This is a genomic window from Parvibaculum indicum (assembly GCF_011762095.1).
In the GTDB taxonomy this organism is placed as follows: domain Bacteria; phylum Pseudomonadota; class Alphaproteobacteria; order Parvibaculales; family Parvibaculaceae; genus Parvibaculum; species Parvibaculum indicum.
Genome location: NZ_JAASQO010000010.1, coordinates 95482 through 111618, shown reverse-complemented (window position 1 = coordinate 111618; position 16137 = coordinate 95482). Strand labels below are relative to the sequence as shown.

The following is a 16137-nucleotide window of genomic DNA, read 5'->3' as shown; positions in this document are numbered from 1 at the left end:
TCCATGAAGCCCGCCATCCTCGAAATCCTTTTTGCCGTCTTCTTTTTCATCGACGGCCTTGCCGCGCTCTTCTCGATCTTTCCGCTGCTGGGCATGCTGACCAATGCCAATGGCTTCATGTCGGATCCGGGCGATGTCCGGTATCTCGCCGCCATCGCCTCTTTTCCGCTTGCGCTTGTCCTTGCCGGCCTGTTGCGCGGCGCGGGGCATCGGCTGGCCGGCGTGATCGTCGCAGCGATCCCGGCCATTCCCGCCCTCTTTCTCGGCTGGCAGATGTTCGGCGGCTAGCGCTTCCTCAACCCCTTCTGCTCCATGCGCCAGATGAGCAGGTCCAGCCGGTCCTGGCCGAAAAAGGGTTCGCCCTCGAACACCATGAGCGGCACGCCCCAGTGTCCGGCGTCCTTCTGCGCGGCTTCGTTCTCGGCGATGGCCTTTTCGTAGTGCTCCGGGTCTTTCTCGATGGCGGCGTCGAGGTCGGCCATGTCGAGGCCCGCGCGCGCCGCCGCTTTCTCGATATGGTCGCCCTCGTTCCATTTCTTCACGCCGCCGAAGATCACGCTCGACATCTCATAGATGAAGGGCAGGCCCTTGCCGCGCTCCACGGCGGCGATGCCGGCGCGTGTCAGGCGCGAGATATAGGGCTGGTCCTCCGGCACTTCGCCGGTGGAAATATCCATCACGATGGGATCGGGGTCCGGCCAGTTATAGGGCAGCCCCAGATATTGCGAGATGCGGAAGGTGTCGTTGATGAGATAGGGCGGCCACATCGGATTGACGTTCTTGAAGAAATCCTTGATGCGCACGGCGATGGGATAGACCGGGCGCACATTCACCTTCAGGTCGTAGGTCTTCTCCATCTCCACGATGCGCGGCGTCGCCAGATAGGAATAGGGCGAGCGGAACGACCAGAAGAGGTCGAATTCGAGCGTCATCAGGGCCTCCCTGCCTCTGTCTTAATGTTGAGCATTAATATGGAGGGCGCGGGCAGGGGACGCAAGGGGCGAAGCTGGGCGGGCGGTTGGCGTGTTTCGTACCATTTCCCTCCCCCGTCGAGGGGGAGGTAAGGAAGAGGATCCTGTGCTAGGCAGGGCCTCCCGCCGCCGCCGAGCCCCGAGGAGTTGCCATGCTTGCCGAATTGCGCGCCGATTTCCGCTGGCTCGCCGCCGGGTTCCTGCTCACCTTCTGCTCCGGCTTCGGCCAGACCTATTTCATCGCGCTGTTCGCGGGCCATCTGAAGGCCGATCTCGGCCTGTCGGAAGGCGGCTTCGGCGGGCTTTACACGGCAGGCACGCTGGCCAGCGCCGCGCTTCTCATGTGGGCGGGGCGGCTTGCCGACGATCTTCCCATCCGCCGGCTGGGCGTCGGCGTCATGGCGGGGCTTGCGCTCGTCTCGCTCGGCATGGCGAGCGTTTCGTCGCCTTTCATGCTGGCGCTCGTCTTTTTCGGCCTGCGCTTTTTCGGCCAGGGCATGCTCACCCATATCGCCATGACGGCGATGGGCCGCTGGTTCAACGCCAGGCGAGGCCGGGCGGTGTCCATCGCGGTGCTGGGGCTGTCGAGTGCGGAGGCCGCCTTTCCCATCGCGGCGGTGGCGCTGGTGGCGGCGCTGGGCTGGCGCATGACATGGGTCGCCATCGCCGCCGCGCTTTTCGTGTTGCCGACGCTGGCGCTCATTGCGCTGGTGCGGCGCGACCGCGTGCCCGAAACGGCGGAGGCCGCCCCCGGTTCCGCCGCGCCCGCGCCCGAGCGGCATCACTGGACGCGCGGCGAGGTGATCCGCTCCCCGCTCTTTTATGCGCTGATGCCCGTGCTGCTCGCGCCGCCTTTCATCCTCACCGGCATCTTCATCAACCAGGTCACGGTGGTGGAGACGAAGGGCTGGGACCTTGCCTGGTTCGCGGCGAGCTTTCCGGTGCTGGCGGGCGTCAACATGATCTCCGGTCTCGGCACGGGCTGGCTCGTCGACCGCTTCGGCGCGCGCCATGTGCTGCCCTTCTTCCTGCTGCCGCTGGCCGCCGCCATCGCCGCGCTCGCCTTTATCGGCGAGCCCTGGGTGCTGCCGGTCTTCATGGCGCTGGCGGGCATCACCATGGGCAGCGCCGGCACGCTGGGCGGCGCGCTCTGGGCGGAGCTTTACGGCACGCTGCATCTGGGCGCCATTCGCGGCGTCGCGACCTCGGCCATGGTGTTTTCCACCGCGCTGTCGCCGGGGCTCATCGGCGTGCTGCTCGACGCGGGCGTGCCCTTCCTCTGGCAGCTCCTCGCCATGGGCGCCTATTGCCTCGCCGCTGCCGCCTGGAGCCTCCTCCTGATTCCCGGCCTCGACCGGACGGCGCGGGGCGAGCGGCCGATCAGATCTCCCGCGACATGAAGGTGTTGTGCGGTCCGGCCTTGTAGTCGCCGAAGGGCTCGCAGGGCGTGAAGCCGTGGCGGGCATAGAGCGCGCGGGCGGAGGCGAAATAGTGCTGCGTGCCGGTTTCGAGGCTCAATCGCGTCATCCCCGACGCCTTCGCCTTTTCCACGATATGGCCGAGCATGGTGGATGCGATGCCGAGCCCGCGCAAATGCGCCACCGTATGCATGGATTTGATTTCGCCATGTGTGGGCGAGAGCCGTTTCAGCGCGCCGCACCCGGCCAGCTCTTCCTCCGCGTCCTTGCCGTTCCCCCGTTGACGGTCAGAGTGCCAGACGGTCCAGAAGCCGATCCCCGGCGCCTTGAGCCCTTCAAGGTCCAGCGCATAGGCGGTGCCGGGCGGCGAGGCCCCATGCGCCAGCATCACATGAGTCTCCAGCAGCTCGATCACGCGGCGGTCCGAAAAATCCCCCTCGATAATCCGCAGCATGATGCGGCCCCCCGGTCGTTTCGCTGGGACCAGAATAACCCGAACCAACCCCATCGTGTCATGCCCGGGACTCTTTTCCCTCCCCCTTGACGGGGGAGGGTAGGGAGGGGGTGGGGCGGCCATCGCAGGCCATGCGTCCGCCCCCGCAAAAACACGTGCTCTTCCGGACATATTCACCGGCAAGGATGGCCGGAATTCACCGGGCCCACCGATTTACATGAAACGGGCGCGGCCCGAGAATGTTCCACCGGCTGTCCGGCGTCGCGATTGCCGGTCAGCCTTTCCGGTCTTCGAGGCAAAAGGGGGAAGAGGGATGGATTTTTCGTTCGATCTGGATACGGAGCATGGTGAGGAATCCGACAGGAAGTTGCTGCTGTCTTTCCTCGTGCAGCTTGAAAGGGGCCTGAGAACCGTCGCCCTTGAAGGGTATTGGATGGGCGAGCGGCTCACCTTCATCGGTGAAACCCCGTACCATCTGGAGCGTGCGTGGGGCGAGGTCCAGGGAGAGTTCGAAGCGGCTCGGAACGCCGTTCAATACAAAGAGATCGAAGTCTTCCAGTCGGCAGGTCTGACCGGGCACTCCCTGAGAGCCAAGCTCTATCTGTTGATGGAATGGGCGAGCCGCGTCGCGGATACGGCCCCCTTCACCTGGAAGCGCGCCGTTCGGCGCGTGCTTCAGAACATCAATTCGATACTGGGCAGCTTCGTCTATGCGGCCGGCGTCGGGGAGCCGATCAAGGAATTCAAGGAAATGCTCGAGAACGGGCTGGACGATCTGGAAGACGGCGCACCCGCCTAGCCCGCCGCCGAAACTCATTCCAGACAGGCGCAGCCGCCGTTTCCAAAAGATGCATATGGGAGGCAATCCCGGTTTCAGGTTTCGGTTTGTGCCCGGAAAATCAGCCTTGAGAGCCGCGCAGCAGATCACGCACGAACGGAGCAATCGTCATGGAGAAGAATCTACACATCGCCCGCAACGTATTTAAGGGCTTCGCCGGCAGATCGCAGTCCTACATCTACTTTCCCGGTTGCCCCATGATGTCGGGTTCCCTGGTCGGCAATGTCACGGTGGACCGGTGGAACCGCCTGGGCATGCGCATCGCGGCCTATGCCGTTCTGGCTTTTACGATCCTCAGCATTATCGGCGTGCTTCGCGGCGACGAGCCCCAGGCCGAAAAGACACTGGTCGCCATCATGACCGCGCTGTTCTTCGGCGGTGCCTCGGCCGCGCTGTTTTACATCTCCAAGGGGTGGGCCGTGATCGTCGAAACCAAAAGCGGCGAGGACACCTATATCTGCCAGATGCTCGGCCCCGATTCCCACAAGAAGGCCGTCGACCTGAAAGACCGCATTCTCGAGGTCGCCCCCATCGCGGCAAGGTCCTGACGCGCCCGCCTCACCGGCGCTTCGGCTGGCGGGGCGAGGGGGAGGTGTAGGACCCCGCAGGGCGCGGCCCGCCGCCACGCCCACAGGTGTCATCCCGGCGCCTGTCCCGGCGAAAGCCGGGAACACCGGGACCCACTCGCTTCTCAGGCCGGTCTCACCGCCAATGGGTCCCGGCAACAAGTGCCGGGACGACACTGAATTTTGATTTTCGGCCTTCCCCAACCAATGCCGTCATCCCGGGATTTATTCCCGGGATCCATGAAGCCTGTCGCCGGGCCGCCTGCGCCGCTATCATCGCACTATGAGCGATTTTCAAGGCCGGACCACGGCCCGGTTACTGGCTATGCACGCGGAGATCATGGAGGAGTTGCGCGCCCGCGGCATTCTGCGGAGCGCCAACAATCCCACGGGCGATCTGGCCGAGCATCTTTTCTGCAAGGCGTTCGGCTGGCAGATCGCCTCGAACTCCGAAAAGGGGTTCGACGCCACCGGCGAGCAGGGCCGCCGAATCCAGATCAAGGGGCGGCGGCTTCACCGTCACAGCAAGACGAGGTAGCTCTCCGCCATCCGCGATCTCGACGGCTTCGATGTGCTGGCGGCGGTTCTGTTCGATCACGACTACCGGGTCCTGCGCGCCGCCTTGATCCCGCCGGAAATCGTGACCCGGCGCGCGACCTATGTGGCCCATACCAATAGCCACCGCTTCATGCTTCGCGACGATGTGTGGAACGATGCCGGTGTAGAGGACGTAACCGACCGGCTGATCGCCGCAATGGCGGACTAGGGTCGTCGCGAGCCTTGTTGCGCGGCGGGCGATGCGGGAAGCCTGGCCGGGCGAGGGGGCGGCGTAGGGCCCGCGCAGGGCACGGCCCGACGCCACACCCACAGGTGTCATCCCGGCGAAAGCCGGGATCCATTGGAGAGACTTTTAAGCGGATTGATTTTGTGGATATCGCCGCGCCACGGTTTCCATTAGTTCGCCGAATTGAGCGTCGTAAAAATTCATTAGGCGTAGAGATCTTCGCATGTCTTCATATTTGATCTCAGGTCGAACAATGTCAGTCTCGCGGCGAGCATAGTCGAACATGTTTTCGCACTGAGCATAAATCTCCGCAACGTCGAGGATATATTCTTCTAGATCTGTCTTTGATGTAACTCGAGTCTCGGATTGCAGGCCGCGCAGGCGGGCGGCTTGAACTTGAATGTCACCGATTAAGTCTGCAATTGCTGTGGCTACCTCATTTGAGGCGGCTTCAACAACGTCTGTCAGCGTACGAATTTCATCGTGTGGAACTGGAGGTATCTGCCAAGCGTTTAGCGCATTTCTGTCGACTACGTTCCCATGCGATGCGAGATGAAAATTTTTCAGGTCTGCAGCTGCTGACCTTGAATAATCAATAAGGGCGCTGAGAACTAGTGGAAGAAGAGCGCGGGCCGCCTTGTGACGACGGTCGAGCCTATCAGACTCAAATGATTTAGCTTGCCGTATTTGATAAATTAAAATCGCCGAGCCTCCCGTGGCGGCGAGTACTGCGAGCGAGCCTGATATCAGAGTCTGCCACTTGGCTAAGCACGAAATTAGCTCTGGCAATTTTATATACTCCGTACAAAGCGGAGTAACTCATCGCCTATCATGAAGCCGCATGGCCAGTAGTCGTTGTCGCTTCCATAGTACTCCCTGGATTCAACGATCTTTGCCCCGACGAGATAAGCAGCAGCAGAGTTAAAGCGTCGCGGCTCCCAGCCTAAGGAAGTGCCAACTTCGTTAGCGTCGGCGTAATCTTCTTCAAGATTGAATAGATGGACGGCTAAATCTCGGGCATCTGCCTCCGGGTCCCATTCCTTGAACTCTCCGTCAAAGGTCATAAAGAGATCAGACTTTGGCCAGATAACGCCGTCTCCGCCTACATACTCCCGCTTCTCGACAAGACCTGCATTCTCGAGATCAAGAACACCAATCCTTACATCTGGCATCGGAAGGCCGGTCTCCTGCTGAATTTCCTCGTACTCAACCTGTGGTTCCATTGGTTTGGCGTGAGGGCTGGCTCTCACAAAGTATTCAGCAACAATCCTTGCTGAAGAGGACCAGCTTGAGCCCGGTTCATGTTGTTGAATGTATCTTGGAGCTTCGCCCAAAGGTGGCTTTTTGCTTACGCCATATATGTGGCCTGCCAACTCCTCCAAGCCGTCGTTGCCGAGTTTGAGCTCAGGAGTTAAGCGAGTGCGCAAAAATGGTGACAATGATGACAGGTCTAACTCGTGGCGCAGTCCAATAAACTTGGCTGAACCTTCTACCGTTCTCATCAAGCCTGCGTCTATTTCCTCTTGAACCCACGGCTTCTTCATCGAACGTGCTGTAAGCAGGACGACGAAGTGAGTGCAATCACCTAGGCCCTCTTCCATTTTTCTTCGAAGGCTGTCGCCGGGTCCAATTTCCCAATTGTCGTACCAAACATCTATGCCGCGCTGCACGAGTCCCTCTGCTAGCGGTTTGGCAATGGCCTTATCTTCTGAAGCATGAGCGAGATAGACCAATCGCTCTCGGTCGGCTGGTTCATTCATGAGATGAACTTCTCCTTGATCCCATCCAAGTCTTTTTTCCACGGCGCGTGCGAAAGCCGGTGAGCCTGTCGTGTGTATGGTCAGAGCCTCTTGGCCGATAACGCGGACGAAGACAGGGGCGTGTTTGCCTGTTTCTGGATCTACGACAGACGCCGCTTTCCCGTGTAGTTCTTCCGCGTAGGATTCAAGAACTTCGTTCAGAATGTCGTCGCCCAAGTTATCAAGAAACTCTTTCTCAGACACCTTGCGGCCATTCCGTCGGTACTCAATTGAAAACATTTCTATTGGCCCCGCTCAATTGGAACAGATTGTTATACTACGCCGATTCTCGAATATTGTTTTTCGATAAGTGATATCTTGGGCGGATCCCGGCTTTCGCCGGGATGACATCAACGGGTGGAGCAAATGCCTGCAACTCGCCGCCACCCCCTGAGGGGTAGACCCCCACAAATCCCCTGCTAAGCTCCCATTAAAGCCATAAACAACGGCAACAACATCAGGGGAGGAGACGCCATGGCGCAGGTTCAGGCCAACGGCATTACCATCGAATACGAGACCTTCGGCGCGAAGGACAATCCGACCATCCTGCTCGTCATGGGGCTCGGGGCGCAGCTTACCATGTGGAACACGGAGCTTTGCGAGGAGCTGGTGAAGCGCGGCTATCACGTCGTGCGTTACGACAATCGCGATGTGGGCCTTTCCACCAAATTCGAGGCGGCGGGCATTCCCGACATGGAGAAGATCTTCATCGCGCTCGCCACGGGCGGCGCGGTGGAGGCGCCCTATTCGCTGGACGACATGGCCGCGGACGGCATGGCGCTGCTCGATGCGCTGGGCATCGAGAAGGCGCATATCGCGGGCGCGTCCATGGGTGGCATGATCGTGCAGCTCATGGCGGCGAACCATCCTGAAAAGGTTCTCTCCGTCACCTCCATCATGTCGAATACCGGCAATCCGGACGTGCCGCAGGGGAGCGACGAGGCGATGGGCGCGCTGATGGCGCCCGCGCCGGACCCGAGCGACCATGAAGCCATCATCGCGCGCGGCATGAACACCTGGAACGTCATCGGCAGCCCCGGCTACCGCACGCCGGAGGCGCAGCTGCGCGAATGGGTGGAGCGCGACACGAAGCGCAGCTATTACCCGCAAGGCACGGTCCGCCAGATGGCGGCCATCGTGTCGAATGGCGACCGGCGCGAAAAGCTCAAGAAGCTCAACGTGCCCACCGTCGTGCTGCATGGCGAGGCGGATCCGCTGGTGCCCGTCGCGGGCGGCAAGGATACGGCGGCGAATATTCCGGGGGCAGAGCTTCGGATCGTCCCCGGCATGGGGCACGACTTCCCCGTGGCGCTGGTCGATGTGTTCGCCGACGCCATCGCGGCGGCCGCCTCGCGCGCTTCCGCCTCGCAAGCGGCGGAGTGACGCGCATGACCATGCGGAAAGTGAAGGCCAACGGCATCGAGATCAATATCGAAGACATGGAAGCGAAAGGAGGGGCCCCGGAGGGCGCGCCCGCCATTCTCTTCGTCAACGGTTACACCTCCACCATGATGAGCTGGCCGAAAGAGCTGATGGAGGGCCTGCGGGCGGAGGGCTTCCGCGTCATCCGTTATGACAATCGCGATGTCGGCCACACGCAGAAGTTTTCCGGCATTCCCGATATCGCCGCCGTGGCGAAGGCCGTCCGCGCGGGCGAAAAGCCCGACATGCCCTATACGCTCGCCGATATGGCGGCGGACGGGATCGGCGTGCTCGATGCGCTGGGCATCGACAAGGCCCATGTGATGGGCATTTCCATGGGCGGCATGATCGTGCAGCGCATGGCGATCCATCATCCGGAGCGTCTGCTCTCCGTCACCTCCATCATGTCCACCACGGGCAATCCGAACCTGCCTCAGGCCAGCGAGGCCGCGATGGAGGCGCTGCGCGAGCAGCCTGCTTCGGACGAGCGCGAGGTCGTCATCGCGCATCGCATGAAGGGCCGCCGCGTTTACGAAAGCCCGGCCTATCGCAAGACGGATGAAGCGCTGCGCGCGCTGGTCGCCGCGGAATACGACCATATGTATTATCCGGAAGGCGCGGCCCGGCAGTATGCGGCGATCGTCGGCGACGGCAGCCGCGTGGAAGAGCTTGCCCATGTGCGCGTGCCCTTCCTCGTCATTCACGGCCAGGCGGACCCGCTGGTGCCGGTCGAAGGCGGTATCGACACGGCGAAATCCGTGCCGGGCGCGAAGCTCGAACTCATCGAGGGCATGGGCCACGACCTTCCCGTGCCGCTCTGCGAGACCTATGTGCGGCTGATCGCCGACCACGCCAGGGCCGCGACGGCGGGCGCGCGCGCGGCGGACTGAGCGGATTTGAAAAACGAGTGTCATCCCGGCGAAAGCCGGGACCCATTAGCCATTCGGCAAAGGATGGCTGCGAGTGGGTCCCGGCAACAAGTGCCGGGACGACACCGGATTTTGGTATCTTCCCCCCAACACATGCTGTCATCCCGGGATTTATTCCCGGGATCCATCGGCGTTGCGGCAAGCGGCACAAGCGAGTGGGTCCCGGCTTTCGCCGGGATGACACCTGTTGTTCGTTGTGCCCCACCCTTTCTTCATGGGCCTGTCGCATCGCGGCTGCTAGGATGACGGCCGGTCCCCGCGTCTCCTTCCGCAAGAGTGTCTCATGCCGCATGCCGAGGTTCACGGTCTCCAGCTTTACTACGAGACCCATGGCGATCCGCGGCGCGAGGCGATCATCCTCATCATGGGGCTTGGCGGGCAGCTCATCGACTGGCCGGAGCGGCTGATCGACCGGCTCACCGGGGCGGGCTACCGCGTCATCCGCTTCGACAATCGCGATGCGGGGCTTTCCACCAAGTTCGACAGTTTCCGCCTGCCGGACGTCGCCGGGCTCTGGGGGCAGATGCTGTCCGGCCGGCCAAGCTTCACGCCCTATACGCTGGACGATATGGCGGCGGACACGGTGGGGCTGATGGATGCGCTGGGGCTCGACAAGGCGCATGTCGCGGGCGTGTCGCTCGGCGGCATGATCGCGCAGGCCGTCGCCGCGCAATATCCCGCCCGCGTGCTTTCGCTCACCGCCATCATGTCCACCTCCGGCAATCCGCGCCTGCCGCCGGGCAAGCCCGATGTGCTGTCCGCGCTCACCAATCCCGTGCCCGCAAGCGCCATCGGCGATCAGGCGATCGTGGAGCATGGCGTCTGGCTGCAAAGGCTGCTCGCCTCGCCCGGCTACCGCCAGGATGACGAGGCCCTGCGCGCGCAGGTTCGCGCCGGTGTCGCGCGCGGTTACGATGCGCGCGCCGTGATGCGGCAGTTCATGGCTTCGGTCGCCTCGGGAGACCGCCGCGCTGCCCTGCGCCGGATCGTGGCGCCGACGGTCGTCATGCATGGCGAGGACGACCCGCTGGTGCCGCTCGCGGCGGGGCGCGACGTGGCGGAGAATATTCCGGGGGCGGAGTTTCGTAGCATTCCCGGCATGGGGCATGACGTGCCGCCCGCGCTCGCCGACATTTTCGCCGAGGCGATCCTGTCCGCCGCCGCGCGCGCCCCGCGGCCCGCCGCCCGGCAAAAGCCCGTATCCATAATCGGGGAAATGGAGGAAGCCGCCTCGCGCTTACGCCGCTGGCTCGGGCTTTAGGGGTTCAACACCGCGCCGCTTCTTCCTATGTCTCCCTCAGGACGATGCGAGCGGGGGGGCAATCTCAAAGGAGGATGCCATGTCGAAACCCCATATTGCGATTATCGCCACCTCGAACGACCGGATGGGCGATACCGGCGAAAAGACCGGCTTCCATTACGAGGAACTGGCCACGCCCTATTTCGCCTTCGCAGAGGCCGGCTACAACGTCACCTTCGCCTCGCCGAAGGGCGGCAATCCGCCGGCCGACCCGGCGAGCCTTGCCGACAATCCCGACGACCAGCCGGAAAGCGTGCGCCGCTTCCTCGCCGACGAGGATGCGCTGGCCGCGCTCGAAAAGTCCACAGAGCTCGGCGTGCTGGAGCCCGAGGGCTTCGACGCCGTCTATCTGCCCGGCGGGCACGGCACCATGTGGGATTTTCCGGAAAACAGCGTGCTCGCGAAGTTCGTGTCCGCCGTCTATGAAAATGGCGGCGTGGTCGGCGCGGTCTGTCACGGCCCCGCGGGGCTTGTCGGCGCGAAGCTCTCCGACGGGACGCCGCTGGTGAAGGACCGCGCCGTCAACAGCTTCACCGACGAGGAAGAGCGCAAGATCGGCAAGGACAAAACCGTGCCCTTCCTGCTGGAATCGAAACTGCGCGAGCTGGGCGCGCGCTTTGAAAGCTCGCCGCCTTTCGAGCGCCATGTGGTGCGGGACGGGCGTCTCGTCACCGGCCAGAACCCGGCCTCGGCGCAGGCCGTCGCCGACGGCATGATCGCCGCCCTCCACGCGCTCAGGAAGGCGGCGTGAGGCGGACATGAAAAAGGGCGGCGCATCATGCGCCGCCCTTTGAGTATTCCATTTGGCTTGTCACCCCGGGCTTCGTCCCGGGGTCCAGGGGCTGCAAGCACAGAGCAAGACGCTCCTGGATCCCGGCACAAGGCCGGGATGACAGTCATTATTGCTTGGCGAGAACCCTTAAACCTCCGCCGCGCCGCCGTCGCAGGGGATGCAGGCGCCCGTCGTGTAGCCGCTGGCGCGCGAGGAGAGGAAGATCGCGACGCCCGCGATGTCTTCCGGCTCGCCGATGCGCCCCAGCGGATTGGAGGCGCGGATCGCGTCGCCCATCGTCTCCAGCGTTTCCTTCATCATCTGGCTGGGGAAGGGGCCGGGCGCGATGCAGTTCACCAGGATATGTTCCGGCGCGAGGCGTTTCGCCAGATGCCGCGTCAGCATGATCATGCCCGCCTTGGACGAGGAATAGGCATAGGTTTCGAGCGCAGGCGGCTCGATGCCGTTGATGGAGGCGGTGTTGACGATGCGCGCCGGCGCGCCCTCGCTCGCGGCCTTGCGCAGCATGGGCAGCAGTTTCTGCACCAGGAAGAACGGGCCCTTGAGGTTGATGTTGAAGACCTTGTCCCAGCCCTTTTCGGAATAGTCGTCGATGGGCTCGCCCCAGGCCGCGCCCGCATTGTTGATGAGCACGTCGAGCTTTTCCTCGCGCTTTGCGAGTTCCTCCGCCATCCAGTTCACGCCTTCCGTGGTGGAGAGGTCGCAGGGCAGCGAGACGCAGAAGCCCTTTTCCGACAGGCGTTCGGCGAGTTCGTTGCAAGGCGCCGCCTTGCGCGCGGAGATATAGACCTTCGCGCCGTTTTCCACGAAGCCGGTCGCGATCATCTCGCCGATCCCGCGCGAGCCGCCGGTGATGAGCACCACCTTGCCCTCGACATTGAACAGATTTTTCATGGGCGTTTCCCTTGCGTTGGATGTTTCTGGATGGCGGGAAAGCTAGCCGACGCAAGGGAAGGTGGCAATTGTTCACCCAGGGTGTCATCCCGGCGAAAGCCGGGACCCACTCGCATCGGCCACTTGCCGCAGCCGGGGTATGGATTCCGGGTCGAGCCCGGAATGACGGTGAAGATGGAGCTCGGCGAATACTCTCGGATCGTCACCCCGGACTTGATCCGGGGTCCATTCTGACTCGCTCTCTATCGAGAGGTGGATTGGGTCCCGGCCTCCTTTACATGCAAGGAGGGCCGGGATGACACCTGAACAAGAGAATTTCCTCCCCCAAACAAAAAAAGAGGCGCAAGCGTTGCCGCTTGCGCCCCTTCCCACTCACCGGCTTTTTACAAGCGCGGGAGCCCCTCTCTCAATCAGAACGCTTCGGCGTCCAGCGCCATCAGCCCGTCGGCGCCCTGCTTGGCGCGTTCCAGATAGCTTGCCGTCATCGGGATTTCGCGTTCCATCCAGTAGCGCGCCAGCGTCAGCTTGCGCTTGTAGAAGTCCGGATTGCCGGTGCCCGCCTCGAGCTTTTCGAGCGCGACCTTCGCCATCTGCGCCCACATCCACCCGAGCGTCACCGTGCCGAAGAGGTTCAGGATGTCGTAGCTCGCCGCGCCCGCGTGGTTGTAGTTCTTCGGCGCGTTTTCCATCAGCCAGCCTGCCGCCTCGCCGAGGCGCGCATAGCCCGCCTTCAGCGGCTCGATGAAGGGCTTCATCTTTTCGTCGCCCTCATTCGCCTTGATGAAGCCTTCCACCTTGCCGAAATAGGTCATGGTGGCGCGGCCGCCCTTGGCGCTCATCTTGCGCGCGACAAGGTCCAGCGCCTGAATGCCGTTGGCGCCTTCATAGACCTGGTTGATGCGCGCATCGCGCACGAACTGCTCCATGCCGTGGTCGCGCACATAGCCGTGCCCGCCATAGACCTGCATCGAGTCATTCGCGGCCTGGAAGCCCTTGTCCGTAAAATAGGCCTTGATGATCGGCGTCATCAGCTGCGCCATATCGGCGGCCTCTTCGCGCTCCTTCTCGTCCTTCGCAAACACCTGCGCGGAGAACAGCATGGAGACATACATGGCGAGCGCGCGGGCGCCTTCCACGAAGCTGCGCGAGCCCATCAGCAGGCGGCGTACATCCGGGTACACCATAATGGGGTCGGCCGGGCCGTCCGGGTTTTCCGCGCCCGTCAGCGCGCGGCCCGCCAGGCGCTCATTGGCATAGGCGACGCCGTTCTGATAGGCGACCTCGCCGATGGCGATGCCCTGAATGCCGACGCCCATGCGCGCGCCGTTCATCATGCCGAACATGCCGGCCATGCCTGCCGATTTCGACTTCTTCTTCTCGCCGCCTTCGGCGGGCTTCTCATCCTTCTTCTTCGGCGCGCCGAGGCGATAGGCCACCGCGTCGTCGAAGTTCAGCACGCAGGTCGCATTGCCCTTGATGCCCATCTTCTTTTCGATGGAGCCGACGGTCACGCCGTTGCGGTCTTTCAGCTCGCCGGTTTCCTGGTCGACCATCACCTTGGGCACCATGAAGAAATTCACGGTGGAAAGGTCGTCGGCCAGCTTGCCGTTCTCATCCGGGATCTTCGCGATCACCATATGGATGATGTTCTCGGTCATGTCGTGGTCGCCGCCGGAGATGAAGATCTTCGTGCCCGACAGGCGATAGGTGCCGTCTTCCTGCTCCACCGCCTTGGTCTTCATCAGCTTCAGGTCGGTGCCGCAATGCGGCTCGGTGAGGCACATGGTGCCCGCCCAGTCGCCCGCGATCATGCGCTTGGCGACATGTTCTTTCATCCAGGGTTCGCCCGTCGCCCAGAGCGCGGAATAGGCCGCGCTCGTGAGCCCCGGATACATCGCAAAGGCCTGATTGGCGGACATGCCCATTTCGGTAAAGGCGAAGGTGACGATGGAGGGCAGGCCTGCGCCGCCCGCGTCCTCCGGCGCGCCCAGCCGGTTCCAGCCGCCTTCGGCATAGGCCTGGAACGCCTCTTTAAAGCCGGGGGGCGTGCGCACGACGCCGTTTTCCAGCACGCAGCCATGCTCGTCGCCGACCTGGTTCAGCGGCTGCAGCACGTCCTCGCAGAACTTCGCGCCGCCTTCCAGGATCGCGCCCGTCATGTCGGGCGTCAGCTCGGCAAAGCCCGGCAGATCGTCGCGCTTGTCGATTTCGAGCAGCTCATGGAACAGGAACAGGAAATCCTCGACCGGTGCCTTGTAGCCGGGCATGCGTCACCTCTGTTTTCAAATTTGTAAGTAGATCGGGCGGGCCGGAATATGCCGCAGGGGAAGGGCTTTGTCGAGGGGTGGGGTCACGGCTTGGCTGCGTTTAGACAAATCACAATGAACTTGGAAAGCGTATCCCACATTGATTTCAAGTGTTGATCAGATGGAAAGAAGTTCGGATCATGCACGTAAGTATTTAAAGTTGTTGAAGATATGATTGGATCGCTTTGCGTGAATTTTTCGAGATTTTTCTTCTCCGAGAAATCTAGATCACCCTTTTTTTCTAGGTCGTCCAATACTTTTTGAAATTTTTTCTTAAGTTTATCGTTCGGGAACACGGTGCTTAACGTTGCAGCCTTGATGTAATGTTCGATAGAAAACTCGAGAAGCAGCCGAAATAGTACTGCGATGGCATTATCATGCCGACCAAACTGTAATTCGAACTGAAGCTCGTTCCAGATATCGAGCGCGCGCTGAATTTCAGGTGTCGCTTCAACGCCGTAATCGATATTTCTAATTAAGTGTTTTCGTTCGGCGGGGGTGGCAGGCCTATCTTGAGTCGCTTTGTTGGGCTCTCGGGCTTTCTCTACTTTTATTGGTTCCGCAGGACGAGCGTCGTGTGCAGAAGGGAGCATGCCTTCTCGCTCAAGGTCGTCGAGGTAGGTACGTTTTCCAGCGTTACTCCAAATTTTCTCTAGAGTAAGTCTCTCGTCGCCCTTGCGCGTCATATCCTGTACGACGCGTGATAGCGCTGAGATAACTTTAGCTTCGTCGTGCGTAATCTTTAGCTTGTTGCCCCTTACCGATACTCCTACTCGATTGCGGAATGTCTCAGAGGAGAACAACCTATTGAAGTTTGAACGTGGAATCCTCGCTTTCTCCGCAAGGGCTCCTTTGGTGTGCAGCAGTGTCTCAACTTCCTCAGCAAGATTTATTCGGGCGTGTTTTCCTGTTCGGCGCTCGAAATTTGATTTTGCTTCAGGGTTCCACTGAGTTTGTCCGACTCCACCTTGAGAGCCGGTGTGCCTTCGATACAGGATTTCATCTATACGCTCGAGATCCGTCTCCACTTGGCAGCCGATGCTGTTGGGGAAGGAGCCATCCCATTTCAGTCGTTCGTTTGTGAAGAAAGTTGCCCAGTCCGTGGTCGGAGATTTTTGCGGATCAGCGAGTAGTTTTAGGCAGGTGATACGCCGGTTTCCGTCGTAGACAGTGAAGCCTGCGCCGTGTTTGTGGACTAGTGGAAGTTCGTAAATAGTACTCTCTTTCACGATGTCCGCCGTAAGTTTCCGCATTTGGGCTGCGTGTTTCGAAAGCAGCCACTCAATGGCTTTGTCTTCGTCAAGCAGCTCCCCATGTCGGTCGTTTGCGTTATTTACGCTCAATTCTTTGAGCGGGATTTGCTGGAGTTTCATCGTGCCTCCCCCGAGTATGAAGCTTGAATATTCGCGCAAATGTGCTGGTGGAAATCAAGTCTGATTTATATGCACAGGATTCATATTGACTCACTCTTCAGAATCGTCGTGAGTCCATACTAAATAAAAAAGAAGAGGTGTCGGTATCCAGTGGCTCTAGAGCAAAAAAGGAGTCTTGGAATGAGGTATTACGTGAACAGGAATGCGCAGTCGAACGGTGACCATGAGGTTCATACCGCGAGTTGCAGCTTTCTTCCGAACCCAGAAAATCGCCTGTATCTAGGCGATTT

The 16137-nt window shown here is 61.2% G+C and carries 17 protein-coding genes; 10 read left to right on the top strand and 7 right to left on the bottom strand.

Translation table 11 applies throughout. From position 1 onward, the window contains the following. The first annotated feature begins 3 nt into the window (after nt 1-3). Complete coding sequence (locus FHS78_RS13230; RefSeq protein ID WP_167094844.1) at nt 4-288, top strand: hypothetical protein; 285 nt, start codon at nt 4-6, stop codon at nt 286-288. On the opposite strand, the gene FHS78_RS13225 is transcribed toward FHS78_RS13230, so the two are convergent. Then, nucleotides 285-932, bottom strand: coding sequence for a 2-hydroxychromene-2-carboxylate isomerase (locus FHS78_RS13225; protein WP_167094843.1), 648 nt, complete (start codon nt 930-932; stop codon nt 285-287). The genes FHS78_RS13230 and FHS78_RS13225 overlap by 4 nt on opposite strands. Before the next feature lie 191 nt (nt 933-1123). On the opposite strand from FHS78_RS13225, the gene FHS78_RS13220 reads away from it, so the two are divergent. Further along, the gene (locus tag FHS78_RS13220; RefSeq protein ID WP_167094842.1) at nt 1124-2371 is read left to right on the top strand and encodes an MFS transporter; all 1248 of its coding nucleotides are present in this window, start codon (nt 1124-1126) and stop codon (nt 2369-2371) included. Here the strand turns inward: FHS78_RS13220 and FHS78_RS13215 are convergent. Then, entirely contained in the window at nt 2352-2843 is a 492-nt protein-coding gene (locus FHS78_RS13215; RefSeq protein WP_246220496.1) for a GNAT family N-acetyltransferase, read from the bottom strand. The two genes, FHS78_RS13220 and FHS78_RS13215, sit on opposite strands and share 20 nt — an antisense overlap. Nucleotides 2844-3156: 313 nt before the next feature. Between FHS78_RS13215 and FHS78_RS13210 the strand changes: the two genes are divergently transcribed. The 4 genes from FHS78_RS13210 to FHS78_RS19430 all read left to right on the top strand — a co-directional run bounded on the left by FHS78_RS13210 (nt 3157) and on the right by FHS78_RS19430 (nt 5013). Then, nucleotides 3157-3642 carry a hypothetical protein gene (locus FHS78_RS13210; RefSeq protein ID WP_167094841.1) on the top strand — a complete coding sequence of 162 codons (486 nt, stop codon included), beginning with the start codon at nt 3157-3159 and terminating at the stop codon, nt 3640-3642. A gap of 149 nt (nt 3643-3791) precedes the next feature. Continuing rightward, nucleotides 3792-4229 carry a hypothetical protein gene (locus tag FHS78_RS13205; RefSeq protein WP_167094840.1) on the top strand — a complete coding sequence of 146 codons (438 nt, stop codon included), beginning with the start codon at nt 3792-3794 and terminating at the stop codon, nt 4227-4229. 343 nt (nt 4230-4572) lie between these two features. Beyond that, on the top strand, nt 4573-4785 hold the full coding sequence (locus FHS78_RS19435) for a DUF6998 domain-containing protein (protein ID WP_246220495.1): 213 nt from the start codon (nt 4573-4575) through the stop codon (nt 4783-4785). Nucleotides 4786-4818: 33 nt separating this feature from the next. Next, nucleotides 4819-5013 carry a hypothetical protein gene (locus tag FHS78_RS19430; RefSeq protein WP_246220494.1) on the top strand — a complete coding sequence of 65 codons (195 nt, stop codon included), beginning with the start codon at nt 4819-4821 and terminating at the stop codon, nt 5011-5013. A gap of 144 nt (nt 5014-5157) precedes the next feature. Here the strand turns inward: FHS78_RS19430 and FHS78_RS13195 are convergent, their stop codons facing one another. Continuing rightward, entirely contained in the window at nt 5158-5820 is a 663-nt protein-coding gene (locus tag FHS78_RS13195) for a hypothetical protein (RefSeq protein ID WP_167094839.1), read from the bottom strand. 2 nt (nt 5821-5822) lie between these two features. Next, nucleotides 5823-7034: a TIR domain-containing protein gene (locus FHS78_RS13190; protein WP_167094838.1), complete on the bottom strand. Its 1212-nt coding sequence runs from the start codon at nt 7032-7034 to the stop codon at nt 5823-5825. A gap of 270 nt (nt 7035-7304) precedes the next feature. Here FHS78_RS13190 and FHS78_RS13185 point away from each other — a divergent pair, with 270 nt between their 5' ends. The 4 genes from FHS78_RS13185 (at nt 7305) to FHS78_RS13170 (ending at nt 11232) form a co-directional block, all read left to right on the top strand. After that, nucleotides 7305-8213: an alpha/beta fold hydrolase gene (locus tag FHS78_RS13185; protein WP_167094837.1), complete on the top strand. Its 909-nt coding sequence runs from the start codon at nt 7305-7307 to the stop codon at nt 8211-8213. Between the two features lie 5 nt (nt 8214-8218). After that, nucleotides 8219-9142, top strand: coding sequence for an alpha/beta fold hydrolase (locus tag FHS78_RS13180; protein ID WP_205305312.1), 924 nt, complete (start codon nt 8219-8221; stop codon nt 9140-9142). A 322-nt stretch (nt 9143-9464) separates the two neighbouring features. After that, entirely contained in the window at nt 9465-10442 is a 978-nt protein-coding gene (locus FHS78_RS13175; RefSeq protein ID WP_167094836.1) for an alpha/beta fold hydrolase, read from the top strand. A gap of 79 nt (nt 10443-10521) precedes the next feature. Continuing rightward, entirely contained in the window at nt 10522-11232 is a 711-nt protein-coding gene (locus FHS78_RS13170; RefSeq protein ID WP_167094835.1) for a type 1 glutamine amidotransferase domain-containing protein, read from the top strand. A 168-nt stretch (nt 11233-11400) separates the two neighbouring features. Here the strand turns inward: FHS78_RS13170 and FHS78_RS13165 are convergent, their stop codons facing one another. The 3 genes from FHS78_RS13165 to FHS78_RS13155 form a co-directional block, all read right to left on the bottom strand. Next, on the bottom strand, nt 11401-12168 hold the full coding sequence (locus FHS78_RS13165; protein WP_167094834.1) for an SDR family oxidoreductase: 768 nt from the start codon (nt 12166-12168) through the stop codon (nt 11401-11403). A gap of 410 nt (nt 12169-12578) precedes the next feature. Beyond that, nucleotides 12579-14435 carry an acyl-CoA dehydrogenase C-terminal domain-containing protein gene (locus FHS78_RS13160; RefSeq protein WP_167094833.1) on the bottom strand — a complete coding sequence of 619 codons (1857 nt, stop codon included), beginning with the start codon at nt 14433-14435 and terminating at the stop codon, nt 12579-12581. A gap of 83 nt (nt 14436-14518) precedes the next feature. Further along, the gene (locus tag FHS78_RS13155; protein ID WP_167094832.1) at nt 14519-15847 is read right to left on the bottom strand and encodes a hypothetical protein; all 1329 of its coding nucleotides are present in this window, start codon (nt 15845-15847) and stop codon (nt 14519-14521) included. Between the last annotated feature and the right edge of the window lie 290 nt (nt 15848-16137).

Bases quoted from the DNA above. Each gene is read 5' to 3' on its own strand.
- FHS78_RS13230 (WP_167094844.1), top strand. From the start codon at position 4: ATGAAGCCCGCCATCCTCGAAATCCTTTTTGCCGTCTTCTTTTTCATC.
- FHS78_RS13225 (WP_167094843.1), bottom strand. From the start codon at position 932: ATGACGCTCGAATTCGACCTCTTCTGGTCGTTCCGCTCGCCCTATTCC.
- FHS78_RS13220 (WP_167094842.1), top strand. From the start codon at position 1,124: ATGCTTGCCGAATTGCGCGCCGATTTCCGCTGGCTCGCCGCCGGGTTC.
- FHS78_RS13215 (WP_246220496.1), bottom strand. From the start codon at position 2,843: ATGCTGCGGATTATCGAGGGGGATTTTTCGGACCGCCGCGTGATCGAG.
- FHS78_RS13210 (WP_167094841.1), top strand. From the start codon at position 3,157: ATGGATTTTTCGTTCGATCTGGATACGGAGCATGGTGAGGAATCCGAC.
- FHS78_RS13205 (WP_167094840.1), top strand. From the start codon at position 3,792: ATGGAGAAGAATCTACACATCGCCCGCAACGTATTTAAGGGCTTCGCC.
- FHS78_RS19435 (WP_246220495.1), top strand. From the start codon at position 4,573: ATGCACGCGGAGATCATGGAGGAGTTGCGCGCCCGCGGCATTCTGCGG.
- FHS78_RS13185 (WP_167094837.1), top strand. From the start codon at position 7,305: ATGGCGCAGGTTCAGGCCAACGGCATTACCATCGAATACGAGACCTTC.
- FHS78_RS13180 (WP_205305312.1), top strand. From the start codon at position 8,219: ATGACCATGCGGAAAGTGAAGGCCAACGGCATCGAGATCAATATCGAA.
- FHS78_RS13175 (WP_167094836.1), top strand. From the start codon at position 9,465: ATGCCGCATGCCGAGGTTCACGGTCTCCAGCTTTACTACGAGACCCAT.
- FHS78_RS13170 (WP_167094835.1), top strand. From the start codon at position 10,522: ATGTCGAAACCCCATATTGCGATTATCGCCACCTCGAACGACCGGATG.
- FHS78_RS13165 (WP_167094834.1), bottom strand. From the start codon at position 12,168: ATGAAAAATCTGTTCAATGTCGAGGGCAAGGTGGTGCTCATCACCGGC.
- FHS78_RS13160 (WP_167094833.1), bottom strand. From the start codon at position 14,435: ATGCCCGGCTACAAGGCACCGGTCGAGGATTTCCTGTTCCTGTTCCAT.
- FHS78_RS13155 (WP_167094832.1), bottom strand. From the start codon at position 15,847: ATGAAACTCCAGCAAATCCCGCTCAAAGAATTGAGCGTAAATAACGCA.